This window comes from Pseudomonas sp. PDM28 (assembly GCF_019219115.1).
GTDB lineage: Bacteria > Pseudomonadota > Gammaproteobacteria > Pseudomonadales > Pseudomonadaceae > Aquipseudomonas > Aquipseudomonas laurylsulfatiphila.
In genome coordinates this window covers 261,802-279,728 of record NZ_JAHUWG010000003.1, presented here as the reverse complement: position 1 = coordinate 279,728, position 17,927 = coordinate 261,802, and the positions used below count along the sequence as shown (strand labels likewise).

At 60.3% G+C, this 17,927-nt stretch carries 15 protein-coding genes; 3 read left to right on the top strand and 12 right to left on the bottom strand.

All coding sequences use genetic code 11. The features are described 5' to 3' along the window. Positions 1-5 precede the first annotated feature (5 nt). Entirely contained in the window at positions 6-1,421 is a 1,416-nt protein-coding gene (gene ccoG, locus KW841_RS07715) for a cytochrome c oxidase accessory protein CcoG (RefSeq protein WP_218475025.1), read from the bottom strand. Between the two features lie 446 nt (positions 1,422-1,867). Here ccoG and KW841_RS07710 point away from each other — a divergent pair, with 446 nt between their 5' ends. Beyond that, complete coding sequence (locus KW841_RS07710) at positions 1,868-2,866, top strand: metallophosphoesterase (protein WP_218475023.1); 999 nt, start codon at positions 1,868-1,870, stop codon at positions 2,864-2,866. 61 nt (positions 2,867-2,927) lie between these two features. On the opposite strand, the gene ccoP (KW841_RS07705) is transcribed toward KW841_RS07710, so the two are convergent. The 8 genes from ccoP (KW841_RS07705) to ccoN (KW841_RS07670) all read right to left on the bottom strand — a co-directional run bounded on the left by ccoP (KW841_RS07705) (position 2,928) and on the right by ccoN (KW841_RS07670) (position 9,826). Continuing rightward, positions 2,928-3,911 (bottom strand): cytochrome-c oxidase, cbb3-type subunit III, encoded by a 984-nt coding sequence (ccoP, locus tag KW841_RS07705; protein WP_104449740.1) that lies wholly within the window; start codon positions 3,909-3,911, stop codon positions 2,928-2,930. After that, positions 3,908-4,093: a CcoQ/FixQ family Cbb3-type cytochrome c oxidase assembly chaperone gene (locus KW841_RS07700; RefSeq protein ID WP_003175465.1), complete on the bottom strand. Its 186-nt coding sequence runs from the start codon at positions 4,091-4,093 to the stop codon at positions 3,908-3,910. The genes ccoP (KW841_RS07705) and KW841_RS07700 overlap by 4 nt, the downstream gene beginning before the upstream one ends. A 5-nt stretch (positions 4,094-4,098) precedes the next feature. Next, on the bottom strand, positions 4,099-4,707 hold the full coding sequence (gene ccoO / locus KW841_RS07695) for a cytochrome-c oxidase, cbb3-type subunit II (protein WP_011333287.1): 609 nt from the start codon (positions 4,705-4,707) through the stop codon (positions 4,099-4,101). Continuing rightward, entirely contained in the window at positions 4,707-6,149 is a 1,443-nt protein-coding gene (gene ccoN, locus KW841_RS07690) for a cytochrome-c oxidase, cbb3-type subunit I (protein WP_102698755.1), read from the bottom strand. The genes ccoO (KW841_RS07695) and ccoN (KW841_RS07690) overlap by 1 nt, the downstream gene beginning before the upstream one ends. Positions 6,150-6,631: 482 nt before the next feature. After that, entirely contained in the window at positions 6,632-7,585 is a 954-nt protein-coding gene (ccoP, locus tag KW841_RS07685) for a cytochrome-c oxidase, cbb3-type subunit III (protein ID WP_218475021.1), read from the bottom strand. Beyond that, positions 7,582-7,779, bottom strand: a complete 198-nt coding sequence (locus tag KW841_RS07680; protein WP_218475019.1) for a cbb3-type cytochrome c oxidase subunit 3 — start codon at positions 7,777-7,779, stop codon at positions 7,582-7,584. The genes ccoP (KW841_RS07685) and KW841_RS07680 overlap by 4 nt, the downstream gene beginning before the upstream one ends. A gap of 3 nt (positions 7,780-7,782) precedes the next feature. Next, the gene (ccoO, locus tag KW841_RS07675; RefSeq protein WP_007974128.1) at positions 7,783-8,391 is read right to left on the bottom strand and encodes a cytochrome-c oxidase, cbb3-type subunit II; all 609 of its coding nucleotides are present in this window, start codon (positions 8,389-8,391) and stop codon (positions 7,783-7,785) included. A 10-nt stretch (positions 8,392-8,401) separates the two neighbouring features. After that, positions 8,402-9,826, bottom strand: coding sequence for a cytochrome-c oxidase, cbb3-type subunit I (gene ccoN, locus KW841_RS07670; protein WP_218475016.1), 1,425 nt, complete (start codon positions 9,824-9,826; stop codon positions 8,402-8,404). Between the two features lie 95 nt (positions 9,827-9,921). On the opposite strand from ccoN (KW841_RS07670), the gene KW841_RS07665 reads away from it, so the two are divergent. Then, positions 9,922-10,599 carry an alpha/beta fold hydrolase gene (locus KW841_RS07665; protein ID WP_218475014.1) on the top strand — a complete coding sequence of 226 codons (678 nt, stop codon included), beginning with the start codon at positions 9,922-9,924 and terminating at the stop codon, positions 10,597-10,599. Positions 10,600-10,804: 205 nt separating this feature from the next. On the opposite strand, the gene KW841_RS07660 is transcribed toward KW841_RS07665, so the two are convergent. The 3 genes from KW841_RS07660 to acnA all read right to left on the bottom strand — a co-directional run bounded on the left by KW841_RS07660 (position 10,805) and on the right by acnA (position 16,240). Beyond that, the gene (locus KW841_RS07660) at positions 10,805-12,370 is read right to left on the bottom strand and encodes a PAS domain-containing methyl-accepting chemotaxis protein (protein ID WP_126046451.1); all 1,566 of its coding nucleotides are present in this window, start codon (positions 12,368-12,370) and stop codon (positions 10,805-10,807) included. A gap of 104 nt (positions 12,371-12,474) precedes the next feature. Next, positions 12,475-13,266: a CPBP family intramembrane glutamic endopeptidase gene (locus KW841_RS07655; protein WP_218475012.1), complete on the bottom strand. Its 792-nt coding sequence runs from the start codon at positions 13,264-13,266 to the stop codon at positions 12,475-12,477. A 232-nt stretch (positions 13,267-13,498) separates the two neighbouring features. Then, positions 13,499-16,240: an aconitate hydratase AcnA gene (gene acnA / locus KW841_RS07650; protein WP_218475009.1), complete on the bottom strand. Its 2,742-nt coding sequence runs from the start codon at positions 16,238-16,240 to the stop codon at positions 13,499-13,501. Positions 16,241-16,727: 487 nt separating this feature from the next. On the opposite strand from acnA, the gene rlmM reads away from it, so the two are divergent. Continuing rightward, positions 16,728-17,801 (top strand): 23S rRNA (cytidine(2498)-2'-O)-methyltransferase RlmM, encoded by a 1,074-nt coding sequence (gene rlmM / locus KW841_RS07645; RefSeq protein WP_218475006.1) that lies wholly within the window; start codon positions 16,728-16,730, stop codon positions 17,799-17,801. The last annotated feature ends 126 nt before the right edge of the window (positions 17,802-17,927 follow it).

Here is a 17,927-nt window from a genome sequence, read left to right as displayed (position 1 = left end):
TTCTCTCAACGATTGTGTGGGCCGATGAACCGGCTCTTGGCTTCAATGTGGACGCTGTCGTCATCGGCATCCTTGAGGATGAATTTCACGTCGTTGGTGCTCGACGGCAGTTTTTCCGGTGCGACGGACAGCTCGGCAGGCTGGCTGACGATCTCGCCGGCCGCGACCTTGATCTCGCGCCGGCCCTGCAATTTGAGATCCGGAAGGCCAGAGGCTTCGAGCAGATAGGTATGGTCGCGCTGGTCCTTGTTCATGATTTTCAGGCTGTAGACGTTTTCGATCCGGCCTTCGGCGTTCTCGCGGTACAGCACGCGGTCCTTGCTGACATCGAAACCCACCAGCGCACGCATGAAAAACGCGGTCACCAGCAAACTGATCATCGCCAGCAGTACCACGGCATAACCGATCAGGCGTGGACGCAGTTTATGGGTTTTCTGCCCGGACAGGTTGTGCTCGGTGGTGTAGCTGATCAGCCCGCGAGGGTATTCCATTTTGTCCATGATGGCGTCGCAGGCATCGATGCAGGCAGCGCAGCCGATGCATTCGATTTGCAGGCCGTCGCGGATGTCGATACCGGTCGGGCAGACTTGGACGCACATGGTGCAGTCGATGCAGTCACCCAGGCCCTGGGCCTTGTAATCGATGCCTTTCTTGCGCGGGCCACGGCTTTCACCGCGGCGCGGGTCGTAGGAAACGATCAGGGTGTCCTTGTCGAACATCACGCTCTGGAAGCGCGCGTACGGGCACATGTAGATGCACACCTGTTCGCGCAACCAGCCGGCGTTGCCGTAAGTGGCGAGGGTGAAGAAACCGACCCAGAAGTAAGACCAGCCATCCGCCTCACCGGTGAAGAAGTCGAACACCAGTTCGCGGATCGGCGAAAAGTAACCGACGAAGGTCATGCCGGTGACGAAACCGATCAACAGCCACAGGCTGTGCTTGCTGAATTTGCGCAGGAACTTGTTGGCGCTCATCGGCGCCTTGTCGAGCTTGATGCGCTGGTTGCGATCACCTTCGGTGACTTTTTCGCACCACATGAAGATCCAGGTCCACACGCTTTGCGGGCAGGTATAACCGCACCAGACCCGTCCGGCGTACACCGTGATGAAGAACAGGCCGAAGGCGGCGATGATCAGCATGCCGGAGAGCAGGATGAAGTCCTGGGGCCAGAAGGTGGCGCCGAAAATGAAAAACTTGCGCTCCGGCAGGTTCCACCAGACTGCCTGATGACCGCCCCAGTCCAGCCACACCGTACCGAAATACAGCAGGAACAACAGGGCACCGCCGGTCATCCGCAGGTTGCGGAACAGGCCGGTGAAGGCGCGGGTGTAGATTTTTTCCCTGGAGGCGTAGAGGTCGACGCTGTTGTTCGCGTTCTTGGTGGGTGGAGTGACGTCGTGTACCGGAATCTGGTTGCTCATCATTGCATCCCACGGCAGTGGAAAAGTGCCTCGGTCAGTACGTGCCGACCGCGGTCAAAAAGGGGTGTTGCAGTGGCGCAATGATACGCCTGTCGCTCTAGCCTGCGGGTGCGACCTTTGGTCGCGTTGGGTAAAAATCATGAATGGTGTAGCGAATGTAACAAAACGTGATCTGAGTCAATTGACTTGTGAAGTATGGACGGTTTTCAGCAAGGCCGCGCGCATTCGTTGACGATGACGTGGCCTGTGTTGTTGCGGTTAGTGTAAAAAATCAGTCCATTTCGGCGGGGCGCGGATATCAGTGGGTCGATGCGCGGGAAATATCTTAACTTGACTGTTCCGGTTTGATTGTTTGAGGTTTTGATTTCTGTCTTATAGTTTAAGAAGTGGGTGCGGGTAAGTTTTTTATTCGTGCGTTATTCATTCTATGGATGGAAGTTTTTACTATGTTTTCTCATGAAAGTATCAAGGTTTTTACCTGTCTGCTGTTGTTCTCGGTATCTACTGTTGTGCATGCGGTCGAAGGGATGCCTCGTCATATGGTTTTTGCGTCTGATCCGCAATATCCATGGACGGAAAAATCCGATAGTGACGAGCCTGAGTCCGCTGCGGATTTTGAAAAACGCTCCAAGTGGCTGGTGGATAGCCAGTTCTCGAGCATTGCCGACTTCCGCATGAAGCATGGCTCGCCGTCGCAGGTGCCCCTGATGATCAATGGCGACATGACGGCGTTCGGTCATGGGTGGCAGCGTTCCTACATTAATTCGGTATTGAATAAATACTTTGGTGATGACTACCTGTACGGTCTGGGCAATCATGACTATCAAAATAATGTGGATGATTGTTTTAGTAATAGCTGCGCTGCAGGCAGTATCGTGGACTTCAAAGAGCATCACCAGGGTAAGGTCGAGGAGTTTGACCTGGATATAATTGGTGGGGCTCTAAACAGGTTGTATGCGGGTAGTCTCGCTTACTCGAAAAATATAGGCGAGGTTCATATGGTACAACTCAATAATGAGCCGACCTACAGTGTCCGCATCTCTAGTCCGTTGAACCCGACGACATTCGAAATCACCAGTTCGCTCGACTGGCTGGAGAAAGATCTCAGGATTGCCCGGGCTCAGGGCTACGCGATCATCATCAACATGCACAAGCCGGACGGCATGATGGGGGATTGGGAGCAAGTAAAACGTTTCCGGGAAATGGTCGCCAAGTATGAGGTCACGGCTATCTTTGCGGGTCACTACCATCAGGACGGAGGACAGGTCTCCAGCCTGAATGGAGTGCCGATGTTTCTCAGTGGTGGCGCTTCCCAGGAGACTTATCTGATTGCCAGCTTTTCCGAGGATCGCAAGCAACTGGATGTCAGCCTGGTGGAGAACAACGACTGGCAGGCTCGTCAGTTGATCCGGACGGTGCCGGTGAAATCGATTTTTGCCGGCTGACCATAAAAAAGGCCGCGCCAGATGACTGGCGCGGCCTTTCCTGTTACCGAAAGCGCAGGTCTTACTGAGACTCGGCTTCCGGAGCTTTTTCACCGTGAGACAGGCTGTAGACGTAAGCGGCCAGCAGGTGAACCTTGTCGTTACCTTGCAGTTGCTCTTGCGCAGGCATCTGGCCCTGACGGCCGTAACGGATGGTCTGCTGCAGCTGAGCGAAGCTTGAACCGTAGATGAACGCTGCCGGGTGAGTCAGGTTGGGGGCGCCCATCGCTGGGGTGCCTTTGCCTTCCGGACCGTGGCACGCCACGCAGTTGGCGGCGAACAGTTTCTGCCCGGCAGCCGGGTCGGCTTTGGCGCCTTCCGGCAGCTTGCGGCCATCGAGGTTGGTCAGGACAAACGCGGCCACGTCGGCCACGCCTTGCTCGCCGATCACTTCAGCCCAGGCAGGCATCACTGCATGACGGCCGCCCATGATGGTGGTCTTGATGGTTTCCGGCTCGCCGCCCCAACGCCAATCGGCGTCGGTCAGGTTAGGGAAGCCATAGGCGCCCTTGGCGTCGGAACCGTGGCAGACCGAGCAGTTGGAGGCGAACAGACGGCCACCCATCTTCAGGGCTTGCGGGTCCTTGGCCACTTCTTCGATTGGCATGGCCGCGAACTTGGCGAAGATCGGACCGAACTTGGCGTCCGACTTGGCCATTTCCTTTTCCCACTCGTGGACGCCGGTCCAGCCGGTCTGGCCGTTGGCGAACGGGGTCTGCTTCTCGTTGTCGAGGTAGCCGTAACCCGGCAGCAGGCCTTTCCAGTTACCCAGGCCCGGATACAGCGCCAGGTAGCCCAGTGCGAAGATGATGGTGCCCACGAACAGCATGAACCACCATTTCGGCAGCGGGTTGTCGTACTCCTCGATCCCGTCGAAGGAGTGCCCGACCGTCTCGTCTGTCTGCTCGGTGCGCTGGCCCTTGCGGGTCGACAGCAACAGCCAGGTCAGGGAAAAGATCGTACCGAGACTGAGGACTGTGACGTACAGACTCCAGAATGTAGTCATTCTTTGTTACTCCTAGAAGCTTGCTCGACGTGCTTGATGGCTTCGGGATCATCCGCGAAAGGCAGCAAGGTCGCGTCTTCAAACTCCGACTTGCGCTTGGGACTGAACACCCACAGTGCCAGTCCGATGAAGGCCACCATCACGACAACGGTGCCCAGGCCACGAATCATCCCGATATCCATCTAATTCACCGTTTGCTTTTGATGATGGTGCCCAGGCCTTGCAGATAGGCCACCAGCGCGTCCATTTCGGTTTTGCCCTTCACGGCATCCCTGGCGCCGGCGATGTCTTCGTCGGTGTAAGGGACGCCGAGCGTGCGCAACACTTCCATTTTCTTGGCGGTGTCTTTGCCGTCGAGCTTGTTTTCCACGAGGAACGGGTAGGCCGGCATTTTCGACTCGGGCACGACGTTGCGCGGGTTGTACAAGTGCGCACGCTGCCAGTCATCGGAGTAACGACCGCCGACACGGGCCAGGTCCGGACCGGTACGCTTGGAACCCCACAGGAACGGGTGGTCCCAGACGCTTTCACCGGCGACCGAGTAGTGGCCGTAGCGTTCGGTTTCAGCACGGAACGGACGGATCATCTGCGAGTGGCAGCCGACACAACCGTTGGCGATATAAACGTCCCGGCCTTCCAGTTCAAGGGCGGTGCGGGGCTTCATGCCCTCGACCGGCTTGTTGGTGACGTCCTGGAAAAACAGCGGAACGATCTGGGTCAGGCCGCCGACGCTGACGGCGATGACCATGAAGAAGGCCAGCAGGCCAATGTTCTTCTCGACTGCTTCATGCTTCATCAGTGAGCTCCAACTACGACGATCTGTTCGGCGGCTTCGGCTTCAGCCGGGTTCGAGGCACGTACGGTACGGAAGACGTTGTAGGCCATGAACAGCATGCCGGTGGCGAAGAACGCACCGCCCAGGGCGCGAACGATGAAGCCCGGGTGGCTGGCTTGCAGCGCTTCGACGAACGAGTAGGTGAGGGTGCCGTCGTCGTTGATTGCACGCCACATCAGGCCCTGGGTGATGCCGTTGACCCACATCGAGGCGATGTAGAGCACGGTACCGATGGTTGCGAGCCAGAAGTGCGTGTTGATCAGGCCGGTGCTGTGCATCTGCGCACGACCGAACAGTTTCGGAATCATGTGGTAGATGGCGCCGATCGAGATCATCGCTACCCAGCCCAATGCACCGGCGTGTACGTGGCCGATGGTCCAGTCGGTGTAGTGGGACAGCGAGTTGACGGTCTTGATGGCCATCATCGGGCCTTCGAACGTCGACATGCCGTAGAACGCCAGGGACACCACGAGGAAACGCAGGATCGGGTCGGTGCGCAGCTTATGCCAGGCGCCCGACAGGGTCATCATGCCGTTGATCATGCCGCCCCAGCTCGGTGCCAGCAGGATGATCGACATCGCCATGCCCAGCGACTGAGCCCAGTCCGGCAGTGCGGTGTAGTGCAGGTGGTGCGGACCGGCCCAGATGTACAGGGTGATCAGTGCCCAGAAGTGCACGATCGACAGGCGATAGGAGTAGATCGGACGCTCGGCCTGTTTCGGCACGAAGTAGTACATCATGCCCAGGAAGCCGGTGGTCAGGAAGAAGCCCACGGCGTTGTGGCCGTACCACCACTGGATCATCGCGTCCGTCGCACCCGAGTAGGCCGAGTAGGACTTGAACAGGCTGACCGGCAGCGACATGTGGTTGACGATGTGCAGCATCGCGGTCACGACGATGAAGGCGCCGTAGAACCAGTTACCCACATAGATGTGCTTGGTCTTGCGCTTGACGATGGTGCCGAAGAACACCAGACCGTAGGTGACCCAGACAATGGCCAGCAGAATAGCCAGGGGCCATTCCAGTTCCGCGTATTCCTTGGTGGTGGTGAAACCCATCGGCAAGGTAATGATCGCGCCGACGATCACCGCTTGCCATCCCCAGAAGGTGAAGGCAGCGAGGCTGTCGGAAATCAGTCGCGTTTGGCAGGTTCGCTGCACGACGTAATAAGAAGTGGCAAACAGTGCACATCCACCGAAGGCGAAAATCACCAGGTTGGTGTGCAGCGGGCGCAGGCGTCCAAAGCTCGTCCATGCCAGACCGAAGTTCAACTCCGGCCAGACCAGTTGCGAGGCGATGAAGACACCGAGCCCCATGCCAAGGATCCCCCAGACCACCGTCATGATGGCGAACTGGCGGACTACCTTATAGTTATAAGCAGTCGGACTGATTGCTGTGCTCATTCTAAGGTTCCACGGTTTGGGTGTTTTATTAGGATTAAAAATCGGCCGCAAGTATGGAGAAAGCAGGGGGTCATTGCAACGCGCCATGACCTGGGTCAATGCTTTCAAATGCTGATTCTGCGGCCTTTCCATGCGCCGCGTAGGGACAAAATTGCCCGCGGGCAAAACGTCCCGGCGGACTGATCAGGCGAGGGGGTCAGGTCGGATGTAACGGGGTGTGTTCAAACGCAACGTTTGGCTGACCGAAGGCAACTGGCGCGACAGCCGGTATCTACCAGCCTTTGCGGCCTGTCATCGGGCAGATTCGTCGAACACATCGTTCAGGGTCGACCTGGAACCGGCACCGGCCAGTCCGCATCGGGGGAAGCTTAGACCTGAATCCGGGGAACCGAAAGGAAGAGTCAAAGAGGGTGCGACAATGCGTCGCAAAGGGGCAGGGAACTGCCGCATCCGGGAGAATGCGGCAGCAGAGCGGTCGGGATTTATTCGCGGTTGTCTTCAGCCTGCAGGCGCTCGGTATTCAAACCGTGGGACAGGCTGTACACATACGCGGCCAGCAGTTGCACCTTGTCGTTGCCGAGCAGTTCGTTCTGCGCCGGCATATGGCCTTGGCGACCATGCCGAATCGTCTGTTCAAGCTGCGTCAGGCTAGTGCCGTAAATGAAGCCGGCCGGGTGCGTCAGGTTCGGCGCGCCCATGGCTTCGGTGCCCTGGCCGTTTGCTCCATGGCAAGCGACGCAGGTGGTGCCGAAGGCTTGCTGTCCGGCCTGCAGGTCCGCCTTGCTGCCTTCCGGCAACGGCAGGCCGGCCAGATCATGACGCACATAAGCGGCGACGTTTTTCACACCTTCTTCCCCCAGCACTTCACCCCAGGCCGGCATCATCGCCATCCGGCCACCCATGATGGTGGTCTTGATGGTTTCTGCGCTGGCACCCCAGCGCCAGTCGCTGTCGGTCAGGTTGGGGAAACCGAATGCACCCTTGGCATCCGAGCCGTGGCACACCGAGCAGTTGGAGGCAAACAGGCGGCCGCCCATTTTCAGCGCTTGCGGGTCTTTGGCGACTTCTTCCACTGGCATGGCCGCGAATTTGGCGAAGATCGGTCCGAACTTGGCGTCCGCCCTGGCCATTTCCTTTTCCCACTCGTGGGCGCCGGTCCAGCCGTTCTCATAGCCGGGGAGGACGCCTTTCCAGTTGCCCAGGCCCGGATAAAGGATCAGGTAGCCGACGGCGAACACCAGCGTGCCGGCGAACAGCATGAACCACCATTGCGGCAGCGGGTTGTCGTACTCCTCGATGCCATCGAAACTGTGGCCCATGGTCTGGTCGACGCTGCCCTTGGTCTCGCCCTTGCGGGTGCCGATCAGCAGCCAGGTCAGGCCGATCAGGCTGCCGATGGTCAGTACGCAGATCCACGTACTCCAGAAGGTGGTCATGGCCGGGTACTCCTTGTTGCTGAATCTTCGGTGATGTCGGGTTGTGGCTCGTCGGCGAACGGCAGCAGGCGCGCTTCGGCGAATTCCGGGCCGCGCTTGCTGTTGAATACCCACAGCGTCAGGCCGACGAAGGCCACGAACACGACGACTGTGCCCAGGCCGCGGATCATTCCAGTACTGAGTTCAACAACCATGGCTCACCTCTTGCTCTTGATGGCAGTGCCGAGCACTTGCAGGTAGGCGACCAGTGCATCCATTTCGCTCTTGCCCTTGAGCGAGGCAACGGCGCCGGAGATGTCTTCGTCGGTGTACGGCACGCCCAGGGTGCGCATGGCCTTGATCTTGGTTTCGGTGTGGCTGCTGTCGAGTTGATTGGCCACCAGCCACGGGTAGGCGGGCATCTTCGACTCCGGCACGACGTTGCGCGGGTTGTACAAGTGCGCGCGGTGCCAGTCATCCGAGTAGCGCGCCCCGACCCGCGCCAGGTCCGGCCCGGTACGTTTCGAACCCCACAGGAACGGGTGGTCCCAAACGCTTTCGCCGGCCACCGAGTAGTGCCCGTAGCGTTCGGTCTCGGCGCGGAACGGACGGATCATCTGTGAGTGACAGCCGACACAGCCTTCGCGGATGTAGATGTCGCGGCCTTCCAGTTGCAGCGCGGTGTAGGGCTTCATGCCTTCCACCGGCTTGTTGGTCACGTCCTGGAAGAACAGCGGGACGATCTGGGTCAGGCCGCCGATGCTCACGGCCAGGATCATCAACAGCAGCAACAGGCCGACGTTTTTCTCGATAGTTTCGTGTTTCATGGCGGACTCCTCAGGCCATCTGCGCGGCAGCGGCGACTTCGGCAGGCTGCGAGGCCCGCACGGTGCGCCAGGTGTTGTAGGCCATCAGGAACATGCCGCTGAGGAAGATCGCACCGCCCACCAGCCGCACGACGAAGCCAGGGTGGCTGGCCACCAGGGTCTCGACGAAGGAGTAGGTCAGCGTGCCGTCCTCGTTCACCGCACGCCACATCAGGCCCTGGGCGATGCCGTTGACCCACATCGAGGCGATGTACAGCACGGTGCCGATAGTGGCGAGCCAGAAGTGCGCGTTGATCAGGCCGATGCTGTGCATCTGCTCGCGTCCGAAGACTTTCGGGATCATGTGGTACAGCGCGCCGATGGAAATCATCGCCACCCAGCCGAGGGCACCGGCGTGTACGTGGCCGATGGTCCAGTCGGTGTAGTGGGAGAGGGCGTTGACCGTCTTGATCGCCATCATCGGCCCTTCGAAGGTCGACATGCCGTAGAACGCCAGGGACACCACGAGGAAGCGCAGGATCGGGTCGCTGCGCAACTTATGCCAGGCGCCCGAGAGGGTCATCATGCCGTTGATCATGCCGCCCCAGCTCGGCGCGAGCAGGATCAGCGACATCACCATGCCCAGCGACTGCGCCCAGTCCGGCAGCGCGGTGTAGTGCAGGTGGTGGGGACCGGCCCAGATGTACAGGGTGATCAGCGCCCAGAAGTGCACGATCGACAAGCGATAGGAATACACCGGGCGTTCGGCCTGTTTCGGCACGAAGTAATACATCATGCCGAGGAACCCGGCGGTGAGGAAAAAGCCCACGGCGTTGTGGCCGTACCACCATTGCACCATCGCGTCGGTGGCACCGGAGTACAGCGAGTAGGACTTGGTGAAGCTGACCGGCAGTTCCATGTTGTTGACGATGTGCAGGATCGCCACGGTGATGATGAACGCACCGAAGAACCAGTTACCGACATAGATGTGTTTGGTCTTGCGCTGCATGATCGTGCCGAAGAACACGATGGCGTAGGCGACCCAGACAATGGTGATCAGGATGTCGATCGGCCATTCCAGCTCGGCGTATTCCTTGGAGCTGGTGTAGCCCAGCGGCAGGCTGATGGCTGCCAGCAGGATCACAAGCTGCCAGCCCCAGAAGCAGAACGCGGCGATTTTTGGCGCAAACAATTGCGTCTGGCAGGTGCGTTGCACCGAATAGAACGAGCTGGCGAACAGCGCGCAGCCGCCGAAGGCGAAGATCACCGCGTTGGTGTGCAGCGGGCGCAAGCGGCCGAAGCTGGTCCAGGGCAAATTGAGGTTGAGTTCGGGCCAGACCAACTGGGCAGCGAGAAAAACCCCGAGCCCCATGCCGACGATGCCCCACACCACCGTCATAATGGCGAATTGGCGGACCACCTTGTAGTTGTAGGCGGTACTGATAGAAGTGTTCATGGTTCCCCATCCACGGTTCAGCCGAAGTGAGCGCACTCGCGCAAGGCAGCGCACCCTTCGGCCGGAGTTATAGGCAGACTAAAAGCGAGGCAAGCATGGACAAAGGGCACAAGGCCGGTATTGACGGGGATCAATGGGCGCAGTGCGTGCGGGATCATGGATGGTTGTGGAATGCCGCCACTGGCAAGGCAGCGGCGACGCTGATCCTCGCCCACGGCGCCGGCGCACCGATGGACAGCGACTGGATGAGCGACATGGCTGCACGCCTCGCCGCACAAGGCGTCAACGTGTTGCGCTTTGAATTTCCCTACATGGCGCAGCGGCGCCTCGACGGCGGCAAGCGCCCACCGAATCCGGCGCCGAAACTGCTCGAATGCTGGCGCGAGGTGTATGCCCAGGTGCGACGCCATGTCACTGGGCCGCTGGCCATCGGCGGCAAGTCCATGGGCGGGCGCATGGCCAGTTTGCTGGCCGATGAGTTGGGGGCGGATGCGTTGGTGTGTCTGGGGTATCCGTTTTACGCGGTGGGCAAGCCGGAGAAGCCGCGGGTCGAGCATTTGGCTTCTTTGAAAACCCGAACCCTGATTGTGCAGGGCGAGCGGGATGCTCTGGGCAATCACGAGGCGGTTGAGGCTTACGTCTTGTCACCGAGCATTGAGGTGTTCTGGCTGGCGGCGGGGGATCATGACTTGAAGCCGTTGAAGGCTTCCGGGTTTACCCATGAGCAGCATTTGGCGGCTGCGGCTGAGAGGGTGGCTTCATACCTTCAGTGAAAGGTGTGGTGTGGCAAATGGCTTCTTCGCGGGCAAGCCCGCTCCCACAGTGATCTGTGGTGTGGCTTGATCGTGTGATCAATGCAAAACCCTGTGGGAGCGGGCTTGCCCGCGAAGGCGGCCGCACAGGCAACATGCTTTTCAAATTGATAATAAAAAACCCGGAAGCTTCCACTGTCCGGGTTTTTTGTCATTCCAGCCTCAATCAGCGGTTAAACCGCTCCACCAACGAATACTGGGTGTTCGCAGTCTTGGTCAGCTCTTCACTCAACAACGCCGAGTTCTGCGCCTGTTCCGAGGTCTGGTCCGCCAGCTCCGAGATGTTGCTGATGTTACGGCTGATTTCTTCGGCCACGGCACTTTGCTCTTCGGTCGCGGCGGCGATCTGGGTGGTCATGTCGGTGATGTTGGCCACCGCCTCGCTGATCCCCACCAGTGCCTGGTCCGCTTCCAGCACCCGCGCCACGCCTTCTTCGGCCTGACGATGCCCGGCTTCCATGGTTTGCACCGCAGTGCCGGCGGTTTGCTGGAGCTTGGCGATCAGCGCATGGATCTGCCCGGTGGACTCGCTGGTGCGTTGCGCCAGCTGACGGACTTCGTCGGCCACCACCGCAAAACCACGACCCATCTCACCGGCACGGGCCGCTTCGATGGCGGCGTTCAGGGCCAGCAGGTTGGTCTGGTCGGCGATGCCTTTGATCACGTCGACCACGCCACCGATTTCGTTGCTGTCCTTGGCCAGCTGGGTCACGGTGACGCCGGTTTCACCCACCACCACCGACAGGCGCTGGATGGCTTCGCGGGTTTCCCCGGCGATGTCACGACCGCGACCGGTCAGCCGATTGGCTTCCTGGGTGGCGTCGGCGGTGCGTTGCACGTGGCTGGCGACTTCCTGGGTGGTCGCGGCCATCTGGTTGACCGCCGTGGCCACTTGCTCGGTCTCGACCCGTTGACGTTCCAGGCCGCTGGAGCTGTTGTGCGCCAGGGCATCGGACTGTCTGGCCTGGTCGGTCAAGTGCTCGGCGGTATCCTGCAGTCGCGTCAGGCAGGTTTTCAAGCGGGCTTCCTGGCTGAGGATGGACATCTCCAGCCGCGCCTGGGCACCGCGACTGTCGGTGTACATCTGTGCGATCAACGGATCGGAGGTGGTCTGCTCGGCCAGGCGCAGCAAACGCTTGAGGCCGCGCTGTTGCCACTGGAGGCCCATCAGGCCCAGCGGCACCGAAAGACCGGCGGCCAGGGCAAAACCCCAATGGGAGTTCAGCGATGCACCGATCATGAAGCTCAACTGGCTGACCAGGATGAACGGCAGCCAGTCCTGCAGGATCGGCAGCCATTTGTCCGAGGAGGGAATGGCTGACTTGCCCTGGTTGATGCGTTGGTAGAGCGCTTCGGCACGGCGGATCTGTTCGGCGGTGGGCTTGACCCGCACCGACTCGTAACCGGTCACCTGATTGCCTTCGAAGATCGGTGTCACATAGGCGTTCACCCAGTAGTGGTCACCGCTCTTGCAGCGATTCTTCACAATGCCCATCCATGGCAAGCCTTGTTTCAGTGTGCCCCACATGTGTGCGAACACCGCGGCCGGGACGTCAGGGTGACGGACCAGGTTGTGCGGTGCACGGATCAGCTCCTCTCGGGAAAACCCGCTGATTTCGACAAAGGCGTCGTTGCAGTAGGTGATCATGCCCTTGGCATCGGTGGTGGAAATCAACCGTTGCTGAGCCGGGAAGGTCCGCTCGCGTTGTGTAATTGGCTGGTTGTTACGCATGGCTTTTTAATCCGCAAGGCTTTCAAGTGCTGTATCGGCAAGGTCGGCGGATTGTTGAGTTTATTTTTTGATAATCGGCAATACGTCGCAAAATGACCATTGCGTCAGCCGGCGAGCATCGGATAGGTGAACAGGCCGAAGTGCAGCAGGTTCAAGCCGAAGTGGGTGGCGATGGCGGCCGCCAGCCCGCCGAATCGGTAGGCCAGGCCATAGCCGATCCCGGCCAGGCTGGCCAACAGGACCCATTGCCAGCCTGCCCCGGCATGCGCCAGGCCGAAGATCAACGAAGCCAGGAGCAGGGCAAGGTTTTCGCCATGGCGCAGGTTTTTCAGGCATCGGTTCAGGCCACCCTGGATATAGCCGCGGAACAGCGCTTCCTCGACCAGCGTCACCAGCAGCAGATTGTTCAGTAGCCACAGCCAGGCAGAATCCGGCCACTTCGGTGCCCAAGTGATGACACCCAGCAACAGTGCACCGCCCAGCGCCAGCACGGCACTCAAAGTCAGCGCAATGGCGCTGACAGGCAGGAACAGGCGCAGCGATCGCCGGCCGATAATCCACGGGCAGACCAACAACAGCCAGAAACCGATCAGGGGCTTGTCAAGGTTCAGGTACATGGAGAACGGCACGGCGTCGTTGGTGAAACGCTGCGGGGTTATGACTTGACCGCTTTGAAAGCCGGGCCACCAATGCGTCGCAAGGGCCAGCGCGAGAATGATGAACAGGCCATGGCCCAGGTAGCGGACAAAAGGGATCTCACGCTGGCGAACCGCTGCACCGGCTACCAGTAACAGGAATACTGAGAATGCCGAGAGCCAACCGAGGTGGCCGTAGGTCAGCGCCAGAGCGTAACCGAGGGAAAGCAGGGCCAGAAACGTCCATGGCAGGGCAAACATTGAAAGTCCTTGTGTCGAAAACTCTGTGGATTCCCCCATTCCCCTGTGGGAGCGAGCTTGCTCGCGATGACGGCGAAACATTCAAAGATGATGTTGAATGACACTACGCTATCGCGAGCAAGCTCGCTCCCATAGGGACTAGTGTCGGGCCAACATCAAGCAGTGCGAGATTATAAGGATGTGGTCACAAACAAAAACACCGCCCGAAGGCGGTGTTTGTATCAGCGCATGGCTAGGACGCAATCAACTGCCGCAACACGTAATGCAGAATCCCTCCGGACTTGAAGTACTCCACCTCATTGAGCGTATCGATGCGGCACAGCACCTCGACCTTCTCGCGGCTGCCGTCTTCGCGAGTGATGACCAGTGTCAGGTTCATCCGTGGCGTCAGCTCGACACCGCTCAAGCCGAGGATGTCCAGGGTTTCACTGCCGTTGAGGTTCAGGCTCTTGCGGTTCTGATCCAGCTTGAACTGCAACGGCAGCACGCCCATGCCCACCAGGTTGGAGCGGTGGATGCGTTCGAAACTTTCGGCGATGACCGCTTTGACGCCCAGCAGATTGGTACCTTTGGCCGCCCAGTCGCGGCTCGATCCGGTGCCGTATTCCTGGCCGGCAATCACCACCAGCGGTGTGCCCGATGCCTGATAGCGCATGGCGGCGTCGTAGATCGGCATTTTTTCCCCGGTGGGAATGTAGCGGGTGTTACCGCCTTCCTCGCCGCCAAGCATTTCGTTGCGTATGCGGATGTTGGCAAAGGTGCCGCGCATCATCACTTCATGGTTGCCGCGCCGCGAACCGTAGGAGTTGAAGTCCCGCGGTTCCACGCCTTTGTCGCGCAGGTACTGCCCTGCCGGGCTGTCCGCCTTGATGTTGCCGGCGGGGGAGATGTGATCAGTGGTCACCGAGTCGCCGAGCAGGGCGAGAATGTTCGCTGCGCTGACATCCTTGACCACGGGCGGCGGGCCGCCGATATCGTCGAAGAAGGGTGGGTGCTGGATGTAGGTCGAGTCGTCCTGCCAGACATAGGTCGCCGCTTGCGGAACCTCGATCGCCTGCCATTGTTCGTCTCCGGCAAACACTTCGGCGTATTCCTTGTGGAACATGGCGGTGTTGACCTGGCTCACCGCATCGGCGATTTCTTTGCTGCTGGGCCAGATGTCCCGCAGGTAAACCGGTTTGCCGTCCTTGTCTTCGCCCAGCGGCTCGCGGCTGAGGTCGGTGCGTACCGTGCCCGCCAACGCATAGGCGACCACCAGTGGGGGGGAAGCCAGCCAGTTGGTTTTCACCAACGGATGCACCCGGCCTTCGAAGTTGCGATTGCCCGAGAGTACCGATGCCACGGTGAGGTCGGCTTGCTGGATGGCCTTCTCGATGGGCTCCGGCAGCGGTCCGGAGTTGCCGATGCAGGTGGTGCAGCCGTAGCCGACCAGGGCAAAGCCCAATTCATCGAGGTAACGGGTCAGGTCGGCTGCCTTGTAATAGTCGGTGACCACCTTCGAGCCGGGGGCCAGCGAACTCTTCACCCAGGGTTTGCGTTTCAGGCCTTTTTCCACGGCCTTCTTCGCCACCAGTCCGGCCGCCATCATCACGCTCGGGTTGGAGGTATTGGTGCAGGAGGTGATGGCCGCGATGACCACGGCGCCATTTTTCAGGCGATAGGTCTGGCCTTCGTAATGGTAATCCGCCTCTCCGGCGAGATCGGCGTTGCCGACGGCGACGCCACCGCCGCCCTCACTTTCCAGGCGGCCTTCTTCCTTGCTGGTAGGTTTGAATTGCAGGTCGACGAAGTCGCTGAAGGCTTGCGCGACATCCGGCAGCGACACCCGGTCCTGCGGGCGTTTTGGTCCCGCGAGGCTGGCCTCGACGCTGCCCATGTCCAGCGCCAGGGTGTCGGTGAACACCGGCTCCTGGCCGGGCAGGCGCCACAGGCCCTGGGCCTTGCTGTATGCCTCGACCAATTGCACTGTTTCAAGGGGACGGCCGGACAGGCGCAGGTACTCCAGCGTGATGTCGTCCACGGGGAAGAAACCGCAGGTAGCGCCGTATTCCGGCGCCATGTTGGCGATGGTTGCGCGGTCGGCCAGCGGCAGGTCGGCAAGGCCGTCGCCGTAGAATTCGACGAATTTGCCCACCACGCCTTTCTTGCGCAGCATCTGGGTGACGGTCAGCACCAGGTCGGTGGCGGTGATGCCTTCCTTGAGCTTGCCGGTGAGTTTGAAACCGATGACTTCGGGAATCAGCATCGACACCGGTTGCCCGAGCATCGCCGCTTCCGCCTCGATGCCACCGACGCCCCAGCCGAGCACGCCGAGGCCGTTGATCATGGTGGTGTGGGAGTCGGTGCCCACCAGGGTGTCGGGGAAGGCATAGGTGCGGCCGTCCTCGTCCTTGGTCCAGACCGTACGACCGAGGTATTCAAGATTCACCTGGTGGCAGATCCCGGTGCCCGGCGGCACCACACTGAAGTTGTCGAAGGCACTCTGGCCCCAGCGCAGGAACGCATATCGCTCGCCATTGCGCTGCATTTCAATGTCGACGTTCTGCTCGAAGGCGCTGCTGCTGGCGAACTTGTCGACCATCACCGAGTGGTCGATCACCAGGTCCACCGGCGACAGCGGGTTGATGCGCTGTGGATCGCCGCCGGCCTTGGCCATCGCCGCGCGCATGGCGGCCAGGTCGACCACGGCGGGCACGCCGGTGAAGTCCTGCATCAGCACACGCGCCGGGCGGTACTGGATTTCGCGGTCGGAGCGGCGCTCCTTGAGCCACGCGGCCAGTGCCTTGAGGTCGGCGCCGGTGACGGTTTTTTCGTCCTCCCAGCGCAGCAGGTTTTCCAGCAGGACTTTCAGCGACATCGGCAACCTGTCCAGCTCGCCCAGGCTCCTGGCTGCGTCGGGCAGGCTGAAGTAGTGGTAGGTCTTGTTGCCGACTTGCAGGGTTTTCAACGTCTTCAGGCTATCGAGGGACGGCATTGCGATCACTCCTTGAAGTCCGCACGGCTACGGACTGAGGGGACGGACAGAGCCTTAAACCTAGCCCTGTTTTCGGTAGCTGGCTAATAACTGGACTCTATGGACAGACCCAGGGTCTGTTAACGCTTGCTGTCGAACCGCGTTGCGATGCCAAAGTGTGCGAGGCAAGGCGCGGGATGCCGCCAATGGTTGTTCCCTTGGCAAATCCCGCAACGCAGCCTCGCACACTTTGGCGCGCAACCCGAAGGGACGCGCCCCATTTACCGCTGGGCGGCGTTGCTCGGAACTTATTTGGAGCAACCAAACTGCGTTCCTCGCGCCTTGCCCAGCGGAAAATGGGGCGGCGTCGCGGTCGACAGCAAGCGTTAACAGACCCTGGGTTCCGATCTCGGCTATCATGCGCCGGTTTTCGTGACAGGCTTTGCTTCAGGGCAAGCCTGGGCATCGTGCAGTGGCCGAAATTCATCGCCATTGCCCAGGAGTAAGAATGAACACCCTATTCATGCATTGCCGGCCGGGCTTCGAAGGCGAAGTCTGTTCCGAGATTTCCGACCTCGCCGCGCGCTTGAACGTGGCCGGCTACGCCAAGGCCAAAGCCGCCACCGCTTGCGCCGAATTCGTCTGCACCGAAGAAGACGGCGCCGAGCGCCTGATGCGCGGGCAGCGTTTCGCCGAGCTGATCTTCCCGCGCCAGTGGGCCCGGGGGATTTTCATCGATCTGCCGGAAACCGACCGCATCAGCGTGATCCTCGCCCATATGGCGGACTTTCCGCTGTGCGGCAGCCTGTGGCTGGAAATGGTCGACACCAATGATGGCAAGGAACTGTCGAACTTCTGCAAAAAGTTCGAAGTGCACCTGCGCAAGGCGCTGATGGCCGCCGGCAAACTGGTGGAAGACGCGCACAAACCGCGGCTGTTGCTGACCTTCAAAAGTGGTCGTGAGGTGTTCATGGGGCTGGCCGAGTCGAACAACTCGGCGATGTGGCCAATGGGCATTCCCCGTTTGAAGTTTCCTCGGGAGGCGCCGAGCCGCTCGACCCTGAAGCTGGAAGAGGCCTGGCACCACTTCATCCCGCGCGACCAGTGGGACGAGCGCCTGCACAGCGACATGACCGGCGTCGACCTCGGGGCCGCTCCGGGTGGCTGGACCTGGCAACTGGTCAACCGCGGCATGCTGGTGACGGCCATCGACAACGGCCCGATGGCCGAAAGCCTGATGGACACCGGTCTGGTGCAACACCTGATGGCCGACGGTTTCACCTTCAAGCCCAAGCAGCCGGTGGACTGGATGGTCTGCGACATCGTCGAGAAGCCGGCGCGCAATGCGGCGATGCTGGAAGAGTGGATCGGTGACGGCCATTGCCGCGAGGCAGTGGTCAACCTCAAGCTGCCGATGAAACAGCGCTATGCCGAAGTGAAGCGTCTGCTCGAGCGCATTGCCGATGGTTTCAAGGCGCGGGGCATCAAGGTCGAGATCGGCTGCAAGCAGCTGTACCACGACCGCGAGGAAGTGACCTGCCATTTGCGCCGGATTGATGTGAAGAAGCCCAAGTCCCGCTGACATACGGGGACCAATGTGGGAGCGGGCTTGCTCGCGAAGGCGTCGTGTCAGTCGACGTCAACGCTGCTGACACACCGCCTTCGCGAGCAAGCCCGCTCCCACAGGTCAGTGGTCATCCCACAAGGG